Annotated in this window: 17 protein-coding genes; all 17 read right to left on the bottom strand. The window is 69.3% G+C overall.

The window, feature by feature from the left end:
- Nucleotides 1-130 precede the first annotated feature (130 nt).
- Complete coding sequence (locus tag LVY72_RS18355; RefSeq protein ID WP_237824368.1) at nucleotides 131-442, bottom strand: YggT family protein; 312 nt, start codon at nucleotides 440-442, stop codon at nucleotides 131-133.
- A gap of 102 nt (nucleotides 443-544) precedes the next feature.
- Complete coding sequence (locus LVY72_RS18350) at nucleotides 545-1,111, bottom strand: cell division protein SepF (protein ID WP_237824366.1); 567 nt, start codon at nucleotides 1,109-1,111, stop codon at nucleotides 545-547.
- Between the two features lie 86 nt (nucleotides 1,112-1,197).
- Complete coding sequence (locus LVY72_RS18345) at nucleotides 1,198-1,956, bottom strand: YggS family pyridoxal phosphate-dependent enzyme (protein WP_237824357.1); 759 nt, start codon at nucleotides 1,954-1,956, stop codon at nucleotides 1,198-1,200.
- Nucleotides 1,953-2,690: a purine nucleoside phosphorylase YfiH/LACC1 family protein gene (locus LVY72_RS18340; RefSeq protein ID WP_237824350.1), complete on the bottom strand. Its 738-nt coding sequence runs from the start codon at nucleotides 2,688-2,690 to the stop codon at nucleotides 1,953-1,955. The genes LVY72_RS18345 and LVY72_RS18340 overlap by 4 nt, the downstream gene beginning before the upstream one ends.
- A gap of 11 nt (nucleotides 2,691-2,701) precedes the next feature.
- Nucleotides 2,702-3,913 (bottom strand): cell division protein FtsZ, encoded by a 1,212-nt coding sequence (gene ftsZ, locus LVY72_RS18335; protein ID WP_237824348.1) that lies wholly within the window; start codon nucleotides 3,911-3,913, stop codon nucleotides 2,702-2,704.
- A 229-nt stretch (nucleotides 3,914-4,142) separates the two neighbouring features.
- Nucleotides 4,143-4,886, bottom strand: a complete 744-nt coding sequence (locus tag LVY72_RS18330) for a cell division protein FtsQ/DivIB (protein WP_237824338.1) — start codon at nucleotides 4,884-4,886, stop codon at nucleotides 4,143-4,145.
- A 92-nt stretch (nucleotides 4,887-4,978) separates the two neighbouring features.
- Nucleotides 4,979-6,406, bottom strand: coding sequence for a UDP-N-acetylmuramate--L-alanine ligase (gene murC / locus LVY72_RS18325; protein ID WP_237824328.1), 1,428 nt, complete (start codon nucleotides 6,404-6,406; stop codon nucleotides 4,979-4,981).
- The gene (gene murG / locus LVY72_RS18320; RefSeq protein WP_237824326.1) at nucleotides 6,393-7,541 is read right to left on the bottom strand and encodes an undecaprenyldiphospho-muramoylpentapeptide beta-N-acetylglucosaminyltransferase; all 1,149 of its coding nucleotides are present in this window, start codon (nucleotides 7,539-7,541) and stop codon (nucleotides 6,393-6,395) included. The genes murC and murG overlap by 14 nt, the downstream gene beginning before the upstream one ends.
- A 59-nt stretch (nucleotides 7,542-7,600) precedes the next feature.
- Nucleotides 7,601-8,959: a putative lipid II flippase FtsW gene (gene ftsW / locus LVY72_RS18315; RefSeq protein ID WP_237824323.1), complete on the bottom strand. Its 1,359-nt coding sequence runs from the start codon at nucleotides 8,957-8,959 to the stop codon at nucleotides 7,601-7,603.
- 31 nt (nucleotides 8,960-8,990) lie between these two features.
- Nucleotides 8,991-10,535 carry a UDP-N-acetylmuramoyl-L-alanine--D-glutamate ligase gene (gene murD / locus LVY72_RS18310; RefSeq protein ID WP_372463732.1) on the bottom strand — a complete coding sequence of 515 codons (1,545 nt, stop codon included), beginning with the start codon at nucleotides 10,533-10,535 and terminating at the stop codon, nucleotides 8,991-8,993.
- Nucleotides 10,517-11,626 carry a phospho-N-acetylmuramoyl-pentapeptide-transferase gene (mraY, locus tag LVY72_RS18305; protein ID WP_237824304.1) on the bottom strand — a complete coding sequence of 370 codons (1,110 nt, stop codon included), beginning with the start codon at nucleotides 11,624-11,626 and terminating at the stop codon, nucleotides 10,517-10,519. The genes murD and mraY overlap by 19 nt, the downstream gene beginning before the upstream one ends.
- On the bottom strand, nucleotides 11,623-13,104 hold the full coding sequence (locus LVY72_RS18300; RefSeq protein ID WP_237824302.1) for a UDP-N-acetylmuramoyl-tripeptide--D-alanyl-D-alanine ligase: 1,482 nt from the start codon (nucleotides 13,102-13,104) through the stop codon (nucleotides 11,623-11,625). Before LVY72_RS18300 ends, mraY begins: the two co-directional genes overlap by 4 nt.
- Nucleotides 13,105-13,110: 6 nt before the next feature.
- Nucleotides 13,111-14,724: a UDP-N-acetylmuramoyl-L-alanyl-D-glutamate--2,6-diaminopimelate ligase gene (locus tag LVY72_RS18295; protein WP_237824300.1), complete on the bottom strand. Its 1,614-nt coding sequence runs from the start codon at nucleotides 14,722-14,724 to the stop codon at nucleotides 13,111-13,113.
- Nucleotides 14,725-14,815: 91 nt separating this feature from the next.
- Nucleotides 14,816-16,597, bottom strand: coding sequence for a peptidoglycan D,D-transpeptidase FtsI family protein (locus tag LVY72_RS18290; protein ID WP_308190847.1), 1,782 nt, complete (start codon nucleotides 16,595-16,597; stop codon nucleotides 14,816-14,818).
- A 54-nt stretch (nucleotides 16,598-16,651) separates the two neighbouring features.
- Nucleotides 16,652-17,401 (bottom strand): cell division protein FtsL, encoded by a 750-nt coding sequence (gene ftsL / locus LVY72_RS18285; protein WP_237824298.1) that lies wholly within the window; start codon nucleotides 17,399-17,401, stop codon nucleotides 16,652-16,654.
- Complete coding sequence (gene rsmH / locus LVY72_RS18280) at nucleotides 17,398-18,387, bottom strand: 16S rRNA (cytosine(1402)-N(4))-methyltransferase RsmH (protein WP_237824296.1); 990 nt, start codon at nucleotides 18,385-18,387, stop codon at nucleotides 17,398-17,400. Before rsmH ends, ftsL begins: the two co-directional genes overlap by 4 nt.
- 261 nt (nucleotides 18,388-18,648) lie before the next feature.
- Entirely contained in the window at nucleotides 18,649-19,080 is a 432-nt protein-coding gene (gene mraZ / locus LVY72_RS18275) for a division/cell wall cluster transcriptional repressor MraZ (protein ID WP_237824285.1), read from the bottom strand.
- Between the last annotated feature and the right edge of the window lie 473 nt (nucleotides 19,081-19,553).

Genomic DNA, 19,553 nt, shown 5'->3' with positions numbered 1-19,553 from the left:
CGGTTGCGAATACTCTCTGTCACACTTTACAGGTACAGGAGCTTCTAGCTCAGAATAGCCTCTCGCCCACCCGCGCATCGAACGACACACGCGGCGGCGCCGAAGCGGTTCATACAGGCGGAGCGGTCGTTCAGACGACCGCCGCGGCCACGCTCTGGCCCAGTCCGGAGACCACTGCCTTAGCGATGGAAATCACGATGAACAGCACCAGGAAGGCCAGGTCCAGGGCGAAGCCGCCGATCCGCAGGGGCGGGATCAGCCGGCGCAGCAGGCGCAGGGCCGGGTCGGTGGCACCGTAAATGGCCGAAGCGGCCACCAGTGCCACCCCGCGCGGCCGCCACTGCCGGGCAAAGTTCTGCACCACTTCGAACACGATGCGCACGATCAGGGCAACCTGGAAGAGCATCAGGACGAGATACAGCAGCGCGAAGATGATGGACACGGAAGATCCACGATTCCCAACGGTAGTAGCGGAAGGGGTAAGGACATCTTGCCCCATGGCCGGGGCGTTGCGCCAGCGCGGGCGGCCGGCCCCCGCGGCAGGTCAGCTTTGGTTGAAGACGGTGGCCACCTGGTCCACCGTCTTGCGGTCCTCGCCCAGGACCTCGATGGTCGACGGCGAGAGCAGGAAGACCTTGTTGGTGACCCGCTCGATGCTGCCGTGCAGGCCGAAGACCAGGCCGGCGGAGAAGTCGACCAGGCGTTTGGCGTCCGCTTCGCCCATGTCCGTCACGTTCATGATGACCGGAATACCGTCCCGGAAGCTTTCGCCGATGATCTTCGCGTCGTTGTAGGAACGCGGGTGCACAGTGGTGATCTGCCGCAGCACGGAAGACTCCTCGCGGGTTGATGGGGCACGCTTGATCGGGGTCACGGGCGCCCGGTATTCCTCGGGGACCGGCTTCAGCACCGCCGGCGCACTCTCCGGGCGTTCAGCGCGTTCGGCGCGGCGCTCCTCGCGCAGCTCGCGGACTTCCCGCTCGTCCCGTTCCCGGCGCTCCGGCTCGGGTTCCTCGGTGCGCTCGGGCAGTTCGGCATGGTCGGACTCGTACTGCTCCTCGCCGTCGGCAAGCCCGAGATAAATCATCGTCTTGCGCAGTGCACCGGCCATGGTTGGCTCCTCACGTCTCGTCCCCGCAGCTGTTGCGACGCACGGATCGTCAAGCCCGTAGTCCTACCCGCCCGTCTCGAAAAACGCTACCCCAAGGCGGGTCTGTCGCCGAGGACATCCGATCCGACACGCAGGTGTGTCGCACCGGCGGCCACCGCCGCTTCGAGGTCCTGGCTCATGCCGGCGGAGAGCATCCGGGCGTCCGGATGGCTGCGGAGAAGCCGTGCGGAGAAGCCGGCCAGCCGGCCAAACGCCTCGGCCGGGTCCGCACCCAACGGCGCCACCGCCATCAGCCCGCCCAGGACCAGGCCCTGCGCCTGCTCGATCATCCCGGCCAGGGTGCCGATCTGTTCCGGCTCCGCCCCGCCGCGGCCTTTGCCTGCCGGCCGGGCTTCGGCCGGACGGTCGTCCAGGTCCACCTGGATCAGGCAGAGCAGGTCGGCCCGGGCCGGCGCACCGGCTGCCCGGCGGCGCTCCTGCTCGGCCGCCACGGCCTTGGACAGTGCAGCCACCAGCTGCGGTCGGTCCACCGAATGCACCGCGTGGGCGTAACGGACCACCGATTTGGCCTTGTTCGTCTGCAGCTGGCCGATGAAATGCCAGCGCAGCCCGACCGCGGCGGACTCCGCGGCGAGCTCGGCGGCCTTGGCAGCGGCCTCCTGGTCCCGGTTCTCCCCCACGTCACGGACGCCCAGCTCGGCCAGCGCCGCCACATCGGAGGCGGGAAAGTACTTGGTCACCACGATCAGCTCCGGAGCGGCCCCGGGGCGCCCGGCAGCGGCCCGGTCAATCCGCCCGCGCACCTGCTCCAGCCGGGCCGCCAGCTCGTCCTTCCGGCTGGTCACCGTGCCCCCTGCCCGGTCCAGACCAGCCCGGCGAACCGTCCGCAGCCGGAGTCCCTGCGGTACGAGAACAGTCCGGGGTCCTCGCGGGTGCAGCCGGCAACCCGGTGCACCCGGACGTCCAGCCGGCCAAGTTCCGCGGCGGCCCCTGCGGCGAGGTCCAGGGCCGGGGTGCCCCAGGAGGTTTCCGCGGCCAGCTCGGGCAGCTGCCCGCAGGCCTCGGCCTGCATGGCTGCGGGCACTTCGTAGCACCGCCCGCAGATGGATGGACCGATCCAGGCCTGCAGCCCGGTCCCGCCGGCCGCCTCCAGCCCGGCCACGGTGTTGGCCAGGATGCCGCCCAGCAGGCCGCGGCGGCCGGCGTGGGCTGCCGCCGTGATCCAGCCGCCGCCCGGCGCCCGGGCCGCGAAGAGCACCGGAAGGCAGTCGGCCACCAGCACAGCCAGCGGAACGCCGGCATCGGCACAGAGCAGCCCGTCCAGTTCCTCACTGCCGTCGATCGGCGCGTCCCCCGCCTCAACGGTTCCCACCCGGGCCGAATGGACCTGGTTCATGAAGCGGAGGGCGCCGGGCCGGACGCCCATCCGTTCCTCGAGCCGGCGGCGGCGTCCAGTGACCGCAGCGGAATCGTCACCGACGTTCAGGGCCAGATTGCCGGCCTCGGCGCCGGTGAAGGCAACCCGCAGGCCTTCCGCACCCTCCTCGCGCCACCAGAATCCGTCCGGCGAGCCACCCACCTGCTCCGGTCCTACTTCAGGAAGTCGGGGACGTCGAGGTCGTCACTGCGCCCGGCACTCAGATCCGGCTCGACCACGGCCGGCAGGTCCACCTCGAAGCCGCCGTCGGCAGGGATCACCGACGGGCTCTGGCCCTGCGCCCCGTGGCCCCAGCCGCTGTTCTTTGCCGAAGCGGCGGCGAACTGCGCCGAGGCAGGCTGGGCCACCGGCTGCGGAGCGACGGTCGGCACCGCCGGCATGGCGCCGGTCTTCGGTGCCTGCGGTGCGCTGGTGACGTCCACCTGGTCGAAGCCGGCGGCGATGACGGTGACGCGTGCCTCGTCGCCGAGCGCGTCATCGATGACCGCGCCGAAGATGATGTTCGCCTCCGGGTGGGCCACTTCCTGGACCAGCCGCGCGGCCTCGTTGATTTCGAACAGGCCCAGGTCCGAGCCGCCCTGGATGGACAGCAGGACGCCATGGGCGCCGTCGATGGATGCTTCCAGCAGCGGGGAGGCGATGGCCAGCTCGGCGGCCTTGACCGCACGGTCCTCGCCGCGGGCCGAGCCGATGCCCATCAGGGCCGAACCGGCACCCTGCATGACCGACTTGACGTCGGCGAAGTCCAGGTTGATCAGGCCCGGGGTGGTAATCAGGTCGGTGATGCCCTGGACACCGGAGAGCAGCACCTGGTCGGCGGACCGGAAGGCATCAAGCATCGAGACGTTGCGGTCGCTGATGGACAGCAGGCGGTCGTTCGGGATGACGATCAGGGTGTCCACTTCGTCACGCAGGGTTTCAATCCCGCTCTCGGCCTGGTTCGAGCGGCGGCGGCCCTCGAAGGTGAACGGCCGGGTGACGACGCCGATGGTCAGGGCGCCCAGCGAGCGGGCGATGCGCGCCACCACGGGTGCGCCTCCGGTGCCCGTGCCGCCGCCTTCACCGGCGGTCACGAAGACCATGTCCGCACCGCGCAGGACCTCCTCGATCTCCTCGGAGTGGTCTTCGGCAGCCTTGCGGCCCACTTCCGGATCCGCGCCGGCACCGAGACCGCGGGTCAGTTCACGTCCGACATCAAGCTTGACATCGGCGTCGCTCATGAGCAGAGCCTGCGCGTCGGTGTTGATCGCAATGAACTCCACTCCGCGGAGACCAACCTCGATCATGCGGTTGACGGCATTCACCCCACCGCCGCCGATGCCGACGACTTTGATGACGGCCAAGTAATTCTGCGGTGCTGCCACGTCCTGTGTCCCTTGTTCGAATCTGTGCACTGATCGATGCCGACGCCGGCCGGTTCCCTCAAGGTTCCGGCCTGCCAGCTTACCCGGATAACGTTAACCCTCAACTTGAAGGTTAGAGTTATGTCAAGTAACTTCTATCCGAGACGCTAAAGGCAAGCCCTGCCTCATGCAATCACCCGCCCCGCGTGTCGGATCAACTTGCCGATATTTCCGGCCGTCGTCATCCTGGTCACCGCGTCACCGGCCGGGTTGGCGTGCTCACGTCGAAGACCTGGACCGGGACCTCGGGATCCGCCTTCAGCAGTGCCTCCAGCACCTTGGCCTTCAGCTCCCGTTGCTCCGCATTGCCCCACAGCACCGAGGTGCCGTCCTTGAGCTGGAGCTGGACCGAGTCCACGGAGTTGGCCGAGGCATGGTCCAGCCGGGCCAGGACCTTCGGCGGCAGCGCGCCGAGCACGGCGGTGATGGTCCGGAAGACGTCCGGGTCCTTTTTGGCCTTGGCCGCATTGATCAGCGGCAGCTTGGCCGCCTGGCGGGACTTCACGCTCGCCAACTGCCGGCCCTCCTCGTCGACCAGCGCGTAGCGCTTGCCCGCCTTGAGCAGGGCCACCGGCACCCGCTCGGTGATCCGCACGGCCAGTTCCGACGGCGGCCGGGCCTCGACCTTCACATCCGCCACGGCAGGCACACCAGCCAGCAGCGACCGCACGTCCGACTCGGCGATCTGCGGCAGCGGCTTGCCGGCCAGCGGCGCCAGCAGTTCGTCGATTTTTCCAGCCGGAACCAGGCCGGTGCCCTGCACCGAGATGGTCTTCACCGCCAGCAGCGGTGAGAACACCAGTACGCCGATGGCCCCGGCGACCAGCACGAGGACAACCGCCACACCAACCCAGATCCGCCGGCGGATCTTCCGGCCCGGAGGCTCCGGGAACTGCAGCACCGTCGGTGCCGCCGGCTGGTCACGCGCGACCATACGGCCAGGCGCCGGCGCCTGACCGGACCCCGGCGCCTGTTCCGGCACGGTGCCGGACCGTGCCGCCGGCGGCCGGTGCGGCTTGCGGCTGCTCACGCGCGGCCTGCTGGGGCACCTTCCAGTGCCTGCACGATCTGCGGCCCGTACTGGGTCACGTCCCCGGCCCCGACGGTCAGGATGATGTCCCCGGGCCGGGCCCGCCCGGCCACGGCGGCCACGGCGGCGGCCGGATCCGGTTCATAGCCGCCGGGCACCTGCAGTTGCTCGGTGATCAGCGCGCTGGTCACACCCGGGACCGGGTCCTCGCGCGCCGCATAGATGTCCAGCACCGTTACCGAATCGGCCAGCGACAGCGCCCCGGCGAATTCGGCGGCGAACTCACGGGTGCGGGAAAACAGGTGCGGTTGGAACAGCACATGCACACCGGCGTTTCCGGCCACCGCGCGGGCGGCCTGCAGGGCGGCGGCCACCTCGGTGGGATGGTGGGCATAGTCATCGAAGACCCGCACACCCCGGCCCTCTCCCCTGGCCTCGAACCGCCGCGCCGCGCCGGTGAATTCCGCCAGGCCCGCCGCCGCCTCGGCCGGCGTCAGCCCGGCCTGGAGCCCGACGGCGAAGGCCGCGGCGGCATTGCGGATGTTGTGTTCGCCCGGCACCTGGAGCTGCAGCCGCTGCTCGCCGCCCGGGAAGGCGAGCGTACTGGTGCTCGAGGTGGCCGAGAAACTGCCCGGGATGATCCGCACCTCGGCCGCGGCATCGTAGCCGTAGCCGACCACCCGGGGGCCGGCAGGACCGGCGGCCGTGCGTTCGGCCAGCGCGCGGGCGCCCGGATCGTCCTGGCAGGCCACCAGCACGCCGCCGGCAGGCAGCAGCGCGGCAAACCGGTCGAAGGAGCGGTGCACGGCCTCGGCGGTGCCGTAGAAGTCCAGGTGGTCGGCCTCCACATTGGTGACCACGGCGATGCGCGGGCGGTAGTTCAGGAACGAGCCGTCGGATTCATCGGCCTCGGCCACGAAGTACCGGCCGGATCCGTAGTCGGCATTGACCCCCAGCGCGGCCACGTCCCCGCCGATGGCGAACGAGGGCTGCAGCCCGGCGTGGCGCAGCATCACGGTGATCATCGACGTCGTCGTCGTCTTGCCGTGGGTGCCGGCCACCGCAATCAGCTCCTGCGACCCCATGGATGCCGCCAGCGCCACCGAGCGGTGGACAATGGCCAGCCCCGCGGCCGCCGCGGCCTGCAGTTCGGGGTTCGTCGGCCGGATCGCCGTCGAGACCACCACCGTGTCGGCGCCGCCCAGGTGGGCCGGATCGTGCCCTACGTGGACCACCGCGCCGAGCCCGCGCAGCTGCTCAAGTACCTTCGAGTCCTTGGCGTCCGACCCGGAGACGGGCACGCCGCGGGCCAGCAGGATGCGGGCCACCGCGGACATGCCGGCACCGCCCAGGCCGATGAAATGCACCCGGCCCAGGTCCTCGAAGGCCAGCGCATCGGTGCTGTGGAAGTCAGCGGAGTTCATTGGTGTCCTTTCCGGTGCTGCCGTGTCCGGCCCTGCTGTAGCCGGCGGCGCTGAAGACCATCGCCGCCATCCGTTCGTCGGCGTCCCGGATGCCCAGCGCACGGGCGGCTGCGGCCATCGCGGCCAGCCGCTGCGGGTCCTGCAGCAGCGGGACGAGCTGTCGGCCAACCCAGTCCGGCGTGAATTCCCGGTCCGCCACCAGCACCGCGCCCTGCGCCTGCACCAGGCCGGCGGCGTTCAGGGCCTGTTCCCCGTTGCCATGCGGCAGCGGCACCAGCACCGCGGGCACGCCCACGGCCGCGACCTCGCACACCGTGGCCGCCCCGGACCGGGCCAGCAGCACGTCGGCCGCGGCATAAACGTCCTCCATCCCGTCCACGTACTCCACCTGGCGGTATCCCGGGGCCGCCAGCAGTGCCCCGGAAGCGTCCAGCAGCTGCTTGCCGCGGCCGGTAATGTGCAGCACCTGGACCCCCGCCGCGGCCAGCGCCGGCAGCGAGGCGCTGATGGTGCCGTTGATGCTGGCTGCCCCGGAGGAACCACCGGTCACGATCAGCGCCGGCCGGCCCGGCTCCAGGCCCAGCTTGGTCCGGGCGGCGTCCCGGACGGCGTCCCGGTCCAGCCGGGCGATTTCGGTGCGCATCGGCATGCCGACCCACTGCGCGTGCGGCAGCGGAGTGTTGTCGAATGCCGCCGCCACGTGCCTGGTCAGCCGCGCGCCCAGCCGGTTGGCCAGGCCGGGGCGGGCGTTGGCCTCGTGGATCACGATCGGCACACCGCGCCGGCGGGCCGCGAAGTACAGTGGCGTGCTCACGTAGCCGCCGACCCCCACGACGACGTCCGCTGCGGCCTCGTCGATGATCGCGCCGGCCTGCCGCACGGCGGCGGACAGGCGCCCCGGCAGCTTGAGCAGGTCCGCGGACGGGCGGCGCGGCATCGGCACCCGGTCGATGGTGGCCAGCTTGAAGCCGGCGGCGGGAACCAGCCCGGTCTCCATGCCTGCCGCGGTGCCCACGGCCAGTATTTCCGTTTCCGGCGCGCTGGCCCGGATGGCCCGGGCAATCGCCAGCAGGGGGCTGATGTGGCCGGCGGTGCCGCCGCCGGCCAGCACCACGGACAGGTTCTGGTTCGTCATCTCTTGTTGTTGCACCTTAGCTGGTTTGTTGGTGGGAACTGGTTGTCAGGTTGGGTCGGTCAGGGCCGGGCCACGGGGCGCCCGGCTGCCGCGCGCCGCAAGGCACCGGCCAGTCCGCGCCGGACAGGGCCCTGGCGGTCCGGTCCCGGCGGGGTTCGGGCAAAGGACAAGAGTACACCGACCGCCGCGAGGGTAAGGGTCAGGGCCGAACCACCGTAGGAGATGAATGGCAACGGCACGCCGATGACCGGCAGCAGCCCGGTGACCACGCCGATGTTCACGAACGCCTGGCCGATGATCCAGACCATGATGGACCCGGCCAGGATCCGGACGAACGGGTCCGGCTGGCGCAGCACGGTCCGCACCAGGGCAATGGCCAGGATGCCGAAAAGCGCTACGACCACGAGCGTGCCCAGCAGGCCGAGTTCCTCGCCGATGATCGCGAAGATGTAGTCGTTGTGGGCCTCCGGGATCCAACTGTATTTCTGCCGGCTCTGGCCCAGCCCCACGCCCCACCAGCCACCGGAAGCCAGGGCAAACAGGCCGTTGCACGACTGCATGTTCAGCCCGGTGGTGTCGTCGCAGCTTTGGTCCATCCACATGGTGATGCGGCTGAGCCGGTTCGGGTTGGTGATCGCCAGCAGCAGCACGACCGCAGCGGCCCCGCCCCCGGCCGTCGCAAACAGCTTCATCGGCGCACCGGCGATGAACAGCGCTCCGGCCATGATGAACAGGATGATCATCGAGGTGCCCAGGTCGTTCCCGAGCAGCACCAGTCCCACCACCAGTGTGCCCACCGGGAAGAGCACAGGAACGACGGCGTGCTTCCACTGGGACAGCATCGGCCCCTTGCGCGCCAGGACGCCGGCCATCCACAGGCTCAGGCCCAGCTTGGCCGCTTCCGAAGGCTGCGCCGTCATGCCGCCGGGAAGCTTGATCCAGTTCCGGTTGCCGTTGACGTCCTGGCCCAGCGGGGTGAACACCAGCAGGAGCAGCAGCACGGAGAGCCCGAGCGCGGGCCAGGCCAGTGTCTTGAAACGTGCCACGGAGAACCGGGACAGGACCAGCATGAGCACAATGCCCAGCACGGCGAACATGCCCTGCTTCAGGAACAGTCCGAAGGGCGACTGCCCCTCGGCAATCGACTCCACGGCCGAAGAGGAGAGCACCATGAGCAGCCCGATGGCGGTCAGCGCCAGCGTGGTGCCCAGGATCAGGTAGTAGGTCAGGCCCGAGGGCTGCCGGCCGGTCCCGTCCACGAAGTCCAGCAGGTGCTTCAGCCGTTCCACCGGACGGCTCCGGTGCGGCGCGGCGGTGTTGTCCAGCGGCCGGCGCGCCGCCGGCCGCGGTGCTGCCGGTTGCCGTGCCGGCGGTTTGCGTGCTGCCGGCTTGCGCGCCGTGCCGGGGGTGGTGGCCACTGTTGCTCCTCTGCTTGCCGTCCGCAGCCTGCTAGCGCTCCTGCGCCGGTCCCTCCTCCAGCCGCCGGACTGCTTCGATGAAGGCGTCGCCGCGGTGGGCGTAGGAGGTGAACTGATCCATGGACGCGGACGCCGGCGCCATCAGCACGGTATCCCCGTCGGCGGCGATCCGGGCCGCGGCGGCCACGGCGCCTGCCATGACCTCCTCGCCGTTTCCGGTGGCCTGTCCGTTTTCAGTTTCTCCCGGCGGCACGCTGATCACCGGCACATCCGGGGCGTGTCGCTGCAGCGAGCCGAGCAGCCCGGAGCTGTCCCTGCCGATCAGGACGACAGCCTTCAGCCGTCCGGCATGGCCGCTGACGAGGGCATCGTAGTCCACGCCCTTGGACAGGCCGCCGGCGATCCAGACCACCGGGTCGAAGGCGCTTAGCGAGGCCGCCGCCGCGTGGGGGTTGGTCGCCTTGGAGTCGTTGATCCAGCGCACGCCCTCGATCGTGGCTACCTGCTGGATGCGGTGGGCGCCATGCTGGAAATTGCGGATACCGGCCTGTACCGCCGCGGGTTCGACGCCGTAGGCGCGTACCAGCGCGGCGGCCGCCAGCGCGTTCGCCACCAGGTGGCGCGGCACGACGTCGCCGAGGTCGCTGACGGCGCCCAGTTCCGCGGCTGAACGCCGGCGGTCCTCGATAAACGCACGGTCCACCAGCAGCCCGTTCACCACGCCGAGCATGCTCACCGCGGGAATCCCCGTGGTGAAGCCGACGGCACGGCAGCCTTCAACGACGTCGGCCTCCTCAACCATGGCCTCGGTTTCGCGCTGCTCGGCGTTGTACACACAGGCGATCTGGGTGTTCGCATAGACCTTGGCCTTATCTGCCAGGTAGTTCTCGAAGGAGCCGTGCCAATCCACATGGTCCTGCGCCACGTTCAGGCAAACGCTGGCCAGCGGCGAGAGCGAGGAGGACCAGTGCAGCTGGAAGCTGGAGAGCTCCACCGCGATCACGTCGTAGCCGACGGGGTCCCGGATGGCGTCCAGCACCGGGGTGCCCACGTTGCCGGCGGCGATGGCCCGCAGCCCGGCGGCCTGCAACATGGATTCGGCCAGCCCCACGGTAGTGGTCTTGCCGTTGGTGCCGGTGATCGTCAGCCAGTCCGCGGTCCGCCGGCCAGCCCGGTGGCGGACCCGCCAGGCCAGCTCCACGTCGCCCCAGATCGGGATGCCGGCCCGGGCCGCCTCGGCCAGCAGCGGCTGCTGCGGGCTCCACCCGGGCGAGGTCACCACCAGCTCGGCCGGCTCGCCGCCGACCAGCGGCAGGGCCGCGGTGTGTTCCTGGCCCAGAAGCACTTCGTGTGCGCCGACGATCCGGAGCGTGTCGGCCTTGGCCAGCGTCTCCTCGTTCTCGCGGGCATCCACCAGGACGACCCGTGCCCCCAGCTCGATCAGGGTGTCGGCGGCCGAGAAGCCGGACAGGCCGATGCCGGTCACGACCACCCGCAGTCCCGCCCAGTCCGCGTCCCAGCTGACCAGGGATTCCAGCCGGCTGCTGTTTGTCCCGGTCATAGCCCGACCACCCATTCAGCGTAGAAAATGCCCAGTCCGACGGCCACACACAGCCCGGCAATGATCCAGAAGCGGACCACCACCGTGACCTCGGCCCAGCCCTTGAGTTCGAAGTGATGCTGCAGCGGGGCCATCTTGAACACGCGCTTGCCGCCGGAGAGCCGGAAGAACCCTACCTGGATGATTACCGACATGGTGATGATCACGAACAGTCCGGCCAGGACGACCAGCAGCAGTTCGGTACGGGACAGGATGGCCAGGCCGGCGATGGCGCCGCCGATGGCCAGCGAACCGGTATCGCCCATAAAGATCTTCGCCGGCGAGGTGTTCCACCAGAGGAAGCCGACCAGCGCCCCGACCAGGGTCACCGAGACCAGGGCCAGGTCCATCGGGTCCCTGACTTCGTAGCACACCTCGCCGGTGACCTTGACCGAGCCGCAGCTCTGGTTGAACTGCCAGATGCCCATCAGCATGTAGGCGGCGAAAACCATGACCGCGGCCCCGGCCGCCAGCCCGTCCAGCCCGTCGGTCAGGTTCACGCCGTTGGTAGCGGCGGTGACAATCAGGTTGGACCAGATGATGAACAGCAGCGTTCCCACCAGGGTTCCGGCGAAGGCCAGGTCCAGCCAGGGGATGTCCCGCACCAGCGAGATGTTCATGGATGCGGGGGTCCGGCCCACTGAATTCGGGAAGTTCAGCGCCATCACGGCAAAGAGCACGCCGACGATGCCCTGCAGGATGATCTTGCTCCGTGCCCGCAGCCCGAGGCTTCGCTGCTTGGAGATCTTGATGAAGTCATCCAGGAAACCGACCAGTCCCATACCCGCGGTCAGCAGCAGCAGGACGCCGCCGGAGACCGTCGGGCCCGGATGGGTGCTGTCCGCGAGCCAGAGCACCAGGTGCGTGAGGAAGTAGGACACGACGACGGCGCCCACGATGACCGCCCCGCCCATCGTGGGCGTACCGCGCTTGGTATGGTGCGTGGTCGGCCCGTCATCGCGGATGAACTGGCCGTAGCCCTTGTTCACCAGCAGCTTGATGAACAGCGGCGTGCCCACCAGGGACAGGAACAGCGCCATCGCTCCGCCGACCAGGAGGGCAATCATGAACGTCCGCCTTCCCGGGCTGCGCCAGCGGCTGCGACCTGGTCGCCCAGGTACCGCAGTCCGGCCCCGTTGGAGGACTTGAAAAGCACCAGGTCCCCGGGCCGCAGCTGCTCCTGCAGCACGTCGAAGGCCTCGTCGGCCGTCTCCACATACATCGATTCATCCCCCCAGGATCCTTCCAGCACCGCGGCATTGTGCATCGCCTTGGCCCCGGATCCCACCACGATCAGGCGGGAAATATTCAGCCGGACCACGATCCGGCCCAGCGCATCGTGCTCCTGGATCGAGTCGTCGCCCAGTTCGAGCATCTCGCCCAGCACAGCCCAGGTGCGCCGGCTCCGGCCCAGTTCGGCCAGCGTCCGCAGGGCCGCACGCATGGACTCGGGGTTGGCATTGTAGGCATCATTGATGATCGTCACGCCGTCGGGACGCTCGGTGCGCTCCATCCGCCAGCGGCTCTGCGGCCCGCGCCCGTTCAGGCCCGCAGCAATCAACGCGGCGGGGATTCCCAGTGCCCAGGCCGCCGCCGCGGCGGCGAGCAGGTTCGCCACATGGTGGCTGCCGATCAGGCCGGACACCAGATGCTCCTCGGACCCGTCCGGGAAGCGCAGGGTGAAGTCGGGGTGGCCCTCGGCGGTGGTGCGGACATCACAGGCACGCAGCACCTGGCTGCGTCCGCCGTCGTCGTCCGGTGCGAAGCCGGCGTCGGTGGTGAAGTACAGCAGGCGGGCGGAGGTCCGGGCGGCCATCGCGCGCACCCGCGGGTCGTCGGCGTTCAGCACCGCGGTGCCGGCCGGCGCCAGCGCCTCGACCAACTCGCCCTTGGCCCGGGCGATATTCTCCACGCCGCCGAATTCGCCCGCGTGAGCGGTACCGACGCCGAGCACGACGCCGACCTCCGGCTTGACCATCCGGGCTAGGTACTCGATGTGCCCGATCCCGGTCGCCCCCATTTCGGACACCAGGTAGCGGGTGGAGAGGTCGGTGTTGAACACCGTCAGCGGCACGCCGACCTCGCCGTTGTAGGAACCCACCGGGGCTACGGTCGGGGCTGCCTGGGCGAGGATCCCGGCCAGCAGGTCCTTGGTGGTGGTCTTGCCGGCACTGCCGGTAATCCCCACGGCCTCCAGACCTGCGGCCGCCCGCACACGCTCCAGCACGGCGGCGGCCAGGTCGCCCATGGCCAGGACGCTGTCCGGCACCACGACCTGCGGCAGGAGCCGGCCATCCTCGGCGCGGATCTCGCGTTCGGTCAGGGCCAGCGCGGCGCCGGCCGCGAAGGCGGCGGGCACGTAGAGGTGGCCGTCGGACTCCTCCCCCGGCTTGGCGACGAAGAGGCCGCCGGGAAGCACTTCCCGTGAATCAGTAGTGGCCGACGTCACGCTGATCGACGCGGCGCCGGCCGCACCGCCAGCCGTCTCCCCCATGGCTTTTCCGCCGGTAATAGCGGCAATTTCGGCTGCAGTTAGTTCAATCATGTCGACTCAGGACTTTACCGCGTCGGCGTTGGGCACTTCGAATCCATGCCGCTGCAGGGCCTGCCGCAACTCCACCCGGTCATCCAGCGGCAGGTTCTCGCCATTGACCTCCTGCCACGCCTCGTGGCCGCGGCCGGCCACCAGCACGGTGTCGCCGGCAGCGGCCAGTTCGACGGCGCGGTCGATCGCCTCGGCCCGCGGGAAGACCTCGAGGATGTCGGTGTCCAGCTGCCCGCGGCTGCGGGCTTCGAGCGCTCCGGCCAGTACCTGGCTGCGGATCGCCGCGGCGTCCTCGCCGTGCGGATCGTCGTCGGTGATCACGACGACGTCGGCCAGCCGGGCGGCAATGGCGCCCATCAGGGGGCGTTTGGTGGCATCACGTTCACCGGTGGCACCGAACACGACGATCACCCGCGCGCCCGCCTCGGGCCGGCGGACCGAGGCGAGGGTGCGCTCGAGCGCATCGGGGTTGTGCGCGAAGTCGACGATCGCCGCAGGCTGCTCGCCCACCAGCTGCATCCGGCCCGGCACCGCGATGGTGAACGGGTCGTGCTCGTCCAGGGCCCGCTGCAGCATCCCAAGGTCCACCCCGGAGGCCAGCACCATGACGGTGGCCAGCGCCGCATTGGCCACGTTGAAGCTGCCGGGTAGTCCGGTGCGCAGCCGGAGCCGGGCGCCGCCGGGGCCATGCAGCTCGAATCGGTGTCCCAGCCCGTCCCGGACCACTGCCTGGACGCTCCAGTCCGCTGCCCCCGGCCCGTCGGCGCCTCCGTCCGTGCTCAGCGTCACCGTCGGCACGGCCGCCCGGGAGGCCAGCTCGCGGCCCCATTCGTCGTCCACGCAGACGACGCCGCACCGGGCCCGGTCCGGGGTGAACAATGACGCCTTGATCTCGAAGTACTCTTCCATGCTGCCGTGCAGGTCCAGATGGTCCTGGGTCAGGTTGGTAAAACCGGCCACGTCGAAAACCACGCCGTCCACCCGGCGGTAGGACACCGAGTGCGAGGAAACCTCCATCGCGGCCGCGTCCAGCCCCCGCTCGCGCATCAGGGCCAGCAGCCCGTGTACCTGTGGAGACTCCGGCGTGGTCAGCGCGCTGGGGATGGGTTCCCCGCCGGCCAGGATCTCGATGGTGCCGATCAGCCCGGTGCTCCTGCCCAGCGCGCCCAGCAGCGAGTTGACGAAGTAGGTGGTGGTGGTTTTGCCGTTGGTGCCGGTGACGCCGAACAGCACCGGCCGCGGACCCTGCTCCGGCTGGCTGTCGTAGACCACCGCGGACAGCGGCCCGACCAGGGACCGCAGGCCGGCAGCCAGCAGTACCGGAAGGCCGCCGAGGTCCTGGCCGGCAACCAGCCGGGCGCCGTCGTCATCCGTGAGCACCGCCACCGCACCGGCAGCGGCGGCAGTGCCCGCGAACTGCGCGCCATGGAACCTGGCCCCGGGCAGCGCCACGTACAGGTCCCCGGGCTCGACGCTGCGCGAATCGATGGACAATCCGGTCACGCTGCTGTCCCAGTCCACCTCGGCGCCGGCAGCCGGACGCATCCGCGGCAGGCCCAGGCGCCCCAGGACGGCGTCGAGGCCGCCCAGCGGGACGGCACGGACCGCCTCCGGACGCATGGGCGAAGTGGACCGGCGGGATGGGCTGGGCGAGGGCAAAGACTTCTCCGGTTTCGTGTGTGCTGCTAATCGTGGTTGCCGCCGGCAGGTACTACTCGTCCCCGATCGGCAGCTTCACCGGCTTGGTCGTCGACGGCGGCACGTTGTAGGTGCTGAGCACCTGGGCCATGACCTTCTTGAACGGCGGACCTGCCGTGAGCGAGAAGACTCCGCCCTTCGGACGCTGGATGGTGGCCACCACCACGTATTCGGGGTCCTCCATCGGAGCCATCCCGGCCATCGAAATGGTGTAGCCGCTGAAGCCGCCGTCGTCGGAGGGGGCCTCGGCGGTGCCGGTCTTGACGCCAACCCGGTAGTCATCCACTTTACCCGGCAGGCCGCCGCCCTGGGTCGAGACGGTCTCGAGCATGTCCTGGACCTGGTTCGCGGTCTTCTTCGAGACCACCTTGATGCCCTTCTTGCGCGGCAGCTGGTGCACGGTGCCGTCCGGGTCGATGTAGCTGTCGATCAGCCGCGGCTCCATCCGCACGCCGTTGTTGGCGACCGCCGCGTAGGCCATGGCGGTGTGCAGCGCCGTCTGGGCCAGGCCCTGGCCGAACAGCACCGTGTATTCCTGGCGCCCGTCCCAGGCCTCCGGCTTGGCCAGCAGGCCCGGGGTCATCCCGGACAGCCCGATGTCGTACTGCTCGCCGATGCCGAACTTGCGCAGGTAGTCGTAGCGCTGCTGGCGGGTCAGATGCTGGCCGATCATCACCGTGCCGGTATTCATGGACTTGGCGAAAATGCCGGCCGTGGTGCGCTGCACCGTTCCGTGCGCGACCGCGTCGGTGAACTTCTGGCCGTTGACCGTATAGGTCGGCGGGATCGTGTACATCGTCGTCGGCGTGGTGATGCCCTCTTCGATCGCCGCGGACATGGTGATCATTTTGGTGGTCGAACCTGGCTCGAAGGCTTTGGTGACCGAGAACGGCTCGCGCTGCTCCACCGGCGTGGCCCCCGGATCGTTCGGATCGGGGGTGGTGGACTCGGCCATGGCGATGATGTCGCCGGTCTTGGCGTTGACCACCACGATGGTGCCGTACTCGGCCCCGTAGTCCTTGACCTGGGCGGCGATGGTCTCCTGGGCGAACCACTGCACGTCGGAGTTCAGCGTCAGCCGGACGCTGCTCCCGTCCTTGGCCGGCACCTCCTCATTGGTGGCCACCGGGATCCGGATGCCGTCGGCGCCGATCTCGAAGGTACGCTTGCCCGGGGTTCCGGAGAGGACCTTGTCCTGGGTGGCTTCGATCCCGGCCAGCGGCCTGCCGTCCGACCCCATGAACCCGATGATGGAGCCGGCCACTTCGCCGTCCGGATAGTTGCGCAGGGTCGTCTCCTGCGCCAGCAGCCCCGGGAAGGACAGCGCCTCGACCCGGTTCTTCACCTCCGGTGTCACCGCCTTGGCAACATAGTTGAACGGACGGTCCCCGAGCACGGCTTTGGAGACGGTGTCGGTCTTCTGGCCGAGCGCCTTGGCCAGGGCGGCGATCGCGTCTGTGATCTTTACGTCCTCGGACTGCTTGGTCTTGGGGTTGAACCACGTGTAGTCCTTGACCAGCCGCTGGTCCACGACGATGTCGAAGCGCTGGACACTGCGGGCCAGCACATTGTTGTTGGCATCCAGGATTTGCCCACGCAGGGCCGGGATCTCCGAGGTGCGCAGCCGCTTCTCCACTGCGGCCTGGGCCATCCCGGCGGTGTCCAGCCCTTGGAGCTGGAAAAGCCTGCCGCCGAGTACCACCAAGGCCACCAGCAGCAGGACCAGGCCGATCCTTACCCTGGCGGCCATGACCGCGGACCTGCCCTCCCGCTCCGGGTCCTGCGCTTTAGCCAAGTCGAGTCCTATACCTTCATGCTGTGGTTGCCTCCGGTGCCTGCTGCCGCCGCGCTACTGCCCCGCGCGCTGCTGCGGCGCAGGGATCGTCCCGCCGTTCAACTCCGCCTCGGTGAACTTCCGGGTGCCCGCACCCTGGCCGTTCCGGGCCGACGACGCCGGCGCCTGCGTTTCCGTCTTCTTCCCGGCTTTGGCAGCCGTCCCTGCCTGGCCGGAATCCGCCGCCGTGGCCTTGCCGGCCTTGCTGGAACCGGACTGCGCCGGTTCGGCCGCCGCCGAAGCCTGACCCGGCACCTCGGGACGAGCCACCAGCCGGTTCGGCGCCGTGTCGGCACCGGCAGCCTGCGGCTGGCCCGACACCTTCATCTTCTGCAAATCGATGGACCCGACCGAGGGCGAGACCACCATGCCGAGCCTGGCCGCCTCGGCCGCCAGGTTCTGCGGGGCGCGGTGGTTCTCCAGTTGCTGGGTCAGCTTCTCGTTCTGCTGCTCCAGGCTGACCTGCTGGCCGCGCAGCTCGACGATCTCGTACTGACCGCCCGAAACCGAAATGTTGAGCATCAGGACGCAGCCCAGCGCCGCCACCAGCACGGCGAAGCAGAACAGGACGAAGGGCACGCGGCGCCGCGCCGGGGCGCCGGCGACCAGCGACAGCGGGGTGCGCCGGGTCTCCCCCAAGCCGCTTGGGGAAACGTTTCCACGCTGCCGCGCGCCGCCCAGCACCCGGGCATTGTTCCCCTGGACCGCGTTCCCGTAGACCGCAGCCTGGCCGGCGGACCGTGCGTTCATCGCTGCTGCACTCATGAGGCGCTCCTGTTCCGTATCCGTTCGACTGCCCGCAGCCGGGCCGATGCCGCCCGCGGATTCTCGTTGATTTCTTCCTCCGAGGGCACCTCAGTGCCCTTGGTGAGCCTTTTGAACTGTGCCTTGTGCTCCTCCAGTTCCACCGGGAAGCCCAGCGGGGCGGAGGAGCGGGAACCGGCTGCGAAGTGGCCCTTGACGATCTTGTCTTCCAGCGAGTGGTACGACATGACCACCAACCGGCCGCCAAGGGCGAGGGCATCCATGGCAGCCGGGATGGCCCGGTCCAGCACATGCAGTTCCTCGTTGACCTCGATCCGCAATGCCTGGAAGGTCCGCTTGGCAGGATGGCCCCCGGTCCTGGCGGCCGCCGCCGGCACCACCTTGCGGATGGCCTCCACTAACTGGCCGGTGGTGGTGAAGGGAGCCGCGTCCCGGGCAGCGACGATGCCGGCCGCGATCCGCCCGGCGAACTTCTCCTCGCCCCACATCCGGATGATCCGGACCAGGTCGTCCTGGCTGTAGCTGTTGACCACATCGGCCGCGGTCATGCCGCGGCTGGTGTCCATCCGCATGTCCAGCGGCGCATCGTAGGAGTAGGCGAAGCCCCGCTCCCGCTCGTCCAGCTGCAGTGACGACACGCCCAGATCGAACAGCGCGCCGTCGATTCCATCCACGCCCAGCTCTGCGGCGACCTCGCCGATCTGGTCATAGACCGCATGGACCAGGTCCGTGCGGTCTTGGAATTCGGCCAGCCGCGCGCCGGCCAGGGACAGTGCCTGCTCGTCGCGGTCGATGCCGATCAGGTGCAGCCGGGGAAAGCGGCGCAGCATCTCCTCGGAATGCCCTCCCATGCCCAGGGTGGCGTCGACGACGACGGCCCGGCCGGATGCTTCAACGGCGCGTTCGATGGACGGGGCCAGCAGGTTGACGCAGCGCTCGCGCAGCACCGGAACGTGCCGTTCGGCGGTGGGGCGTTCATCGCTCATCTGCGCCTGGTCCTCTCCGGCCTGCTGCCTGTACCGCCGGCCGGCGGCACCATCGATGTTCTGGGGGGGGTTGCCTCTGAAAAGTCCTTTAAGCGTGCAGATTCTTGGACCAGATCCCCATCCGCGCCTGGTGTGCCTGGCCTGGCTCCGGGGAAGGTGAGCCAGGACGGGGACGCCGGGCGGCTGGAGATCTCATTCAAGAATCCTGCGCTGTCCTGCTATGGGTTCCGACGGTGCGGGTCCGGCCGGGGCCGGGCATCGTCAGAAAATTCCGGGTATTGCATCTTCGTCCGTTTCGGAGAAGGCCGCTTCCTTCTCCTCCAGGTACGCGTTCCAGGCCGAGGCGTCCCAGATCTCGGCGCGGGTACCCGCTCCGATCACTGCAAGTTCACGGTCCAGCCCTGCATAAGCACGCAGCGCGGACGGAATCGTGACCCGGCCCTGCTTGTCAGGGATTTCATCGGAGGCTCCGGACAGAAAAACCCGAATGTAATCACGTGCCTGCCGCGACGAGATTGGCGCCTGCTGCATCTGCTCGTGAACCCGTTCGAATTCCTTCTGACTGAAGACGTAGATGCAACGCTCCTGGCCTCGTGTCAGTACAAGGCCGTCGGCCAGCTCCTCTCGGAATTTGGCAGGGAGAATCAGGCGGCCCTTTTCATCCAAACGGGGCGAATGCGTTCCAAGGAACATCGCCACCGCCTTGACTCAAAAGGAGACCGTCGACCCCCTGCGTCCACCACTACCCTCTGATGTCCTCCACTTTACTCCACCAAGCACCCCGGTCAACACGAAACACCCCATTTGACCTCGCGTTTCATACCGTTTTGGTAAACGTTTATCCGCCAGCACGCGGCCATCCCGCGGTGGAGCAAAGTGGAGGGAAATCCGCACGGTGGAGCAAAGTGGAGGCACTCCGGAGGCGACGCCGCACCGGGGTGGGCAGCAGGGGGCCGAAGGCCGCCTGCACGGCGCCGAGGTGCATGGCCCACGGACGTTGGTGACGGGGATCGGCAACCGGGAAAATCATCCGCCACTGCCGCCACGGCAAGCCCGGCGACCTGGTCCCAGCGGCCTGCACCCGGATCCGGCCCGACGGGAAGATGGGCCTACGCCTGGCGACGCTTAAACGACGGAAGACCCGCAGTCTGCGGGTCTTCCGTCGT

Origin of the sequence: Arthrobacter hankyongi (assembly GCF_022012395.1) — a bacterium.
GTDB classification, from domain to species: Bacteria; Actinomycetota; Actinomycetes; order Actinomycetales; family Micrococcaceae; genus Crystallibacter; species Crystallibacter hankyongi.
This window is presented reverse-complemented; position numbering and strand designations above follow the sequence as displayed.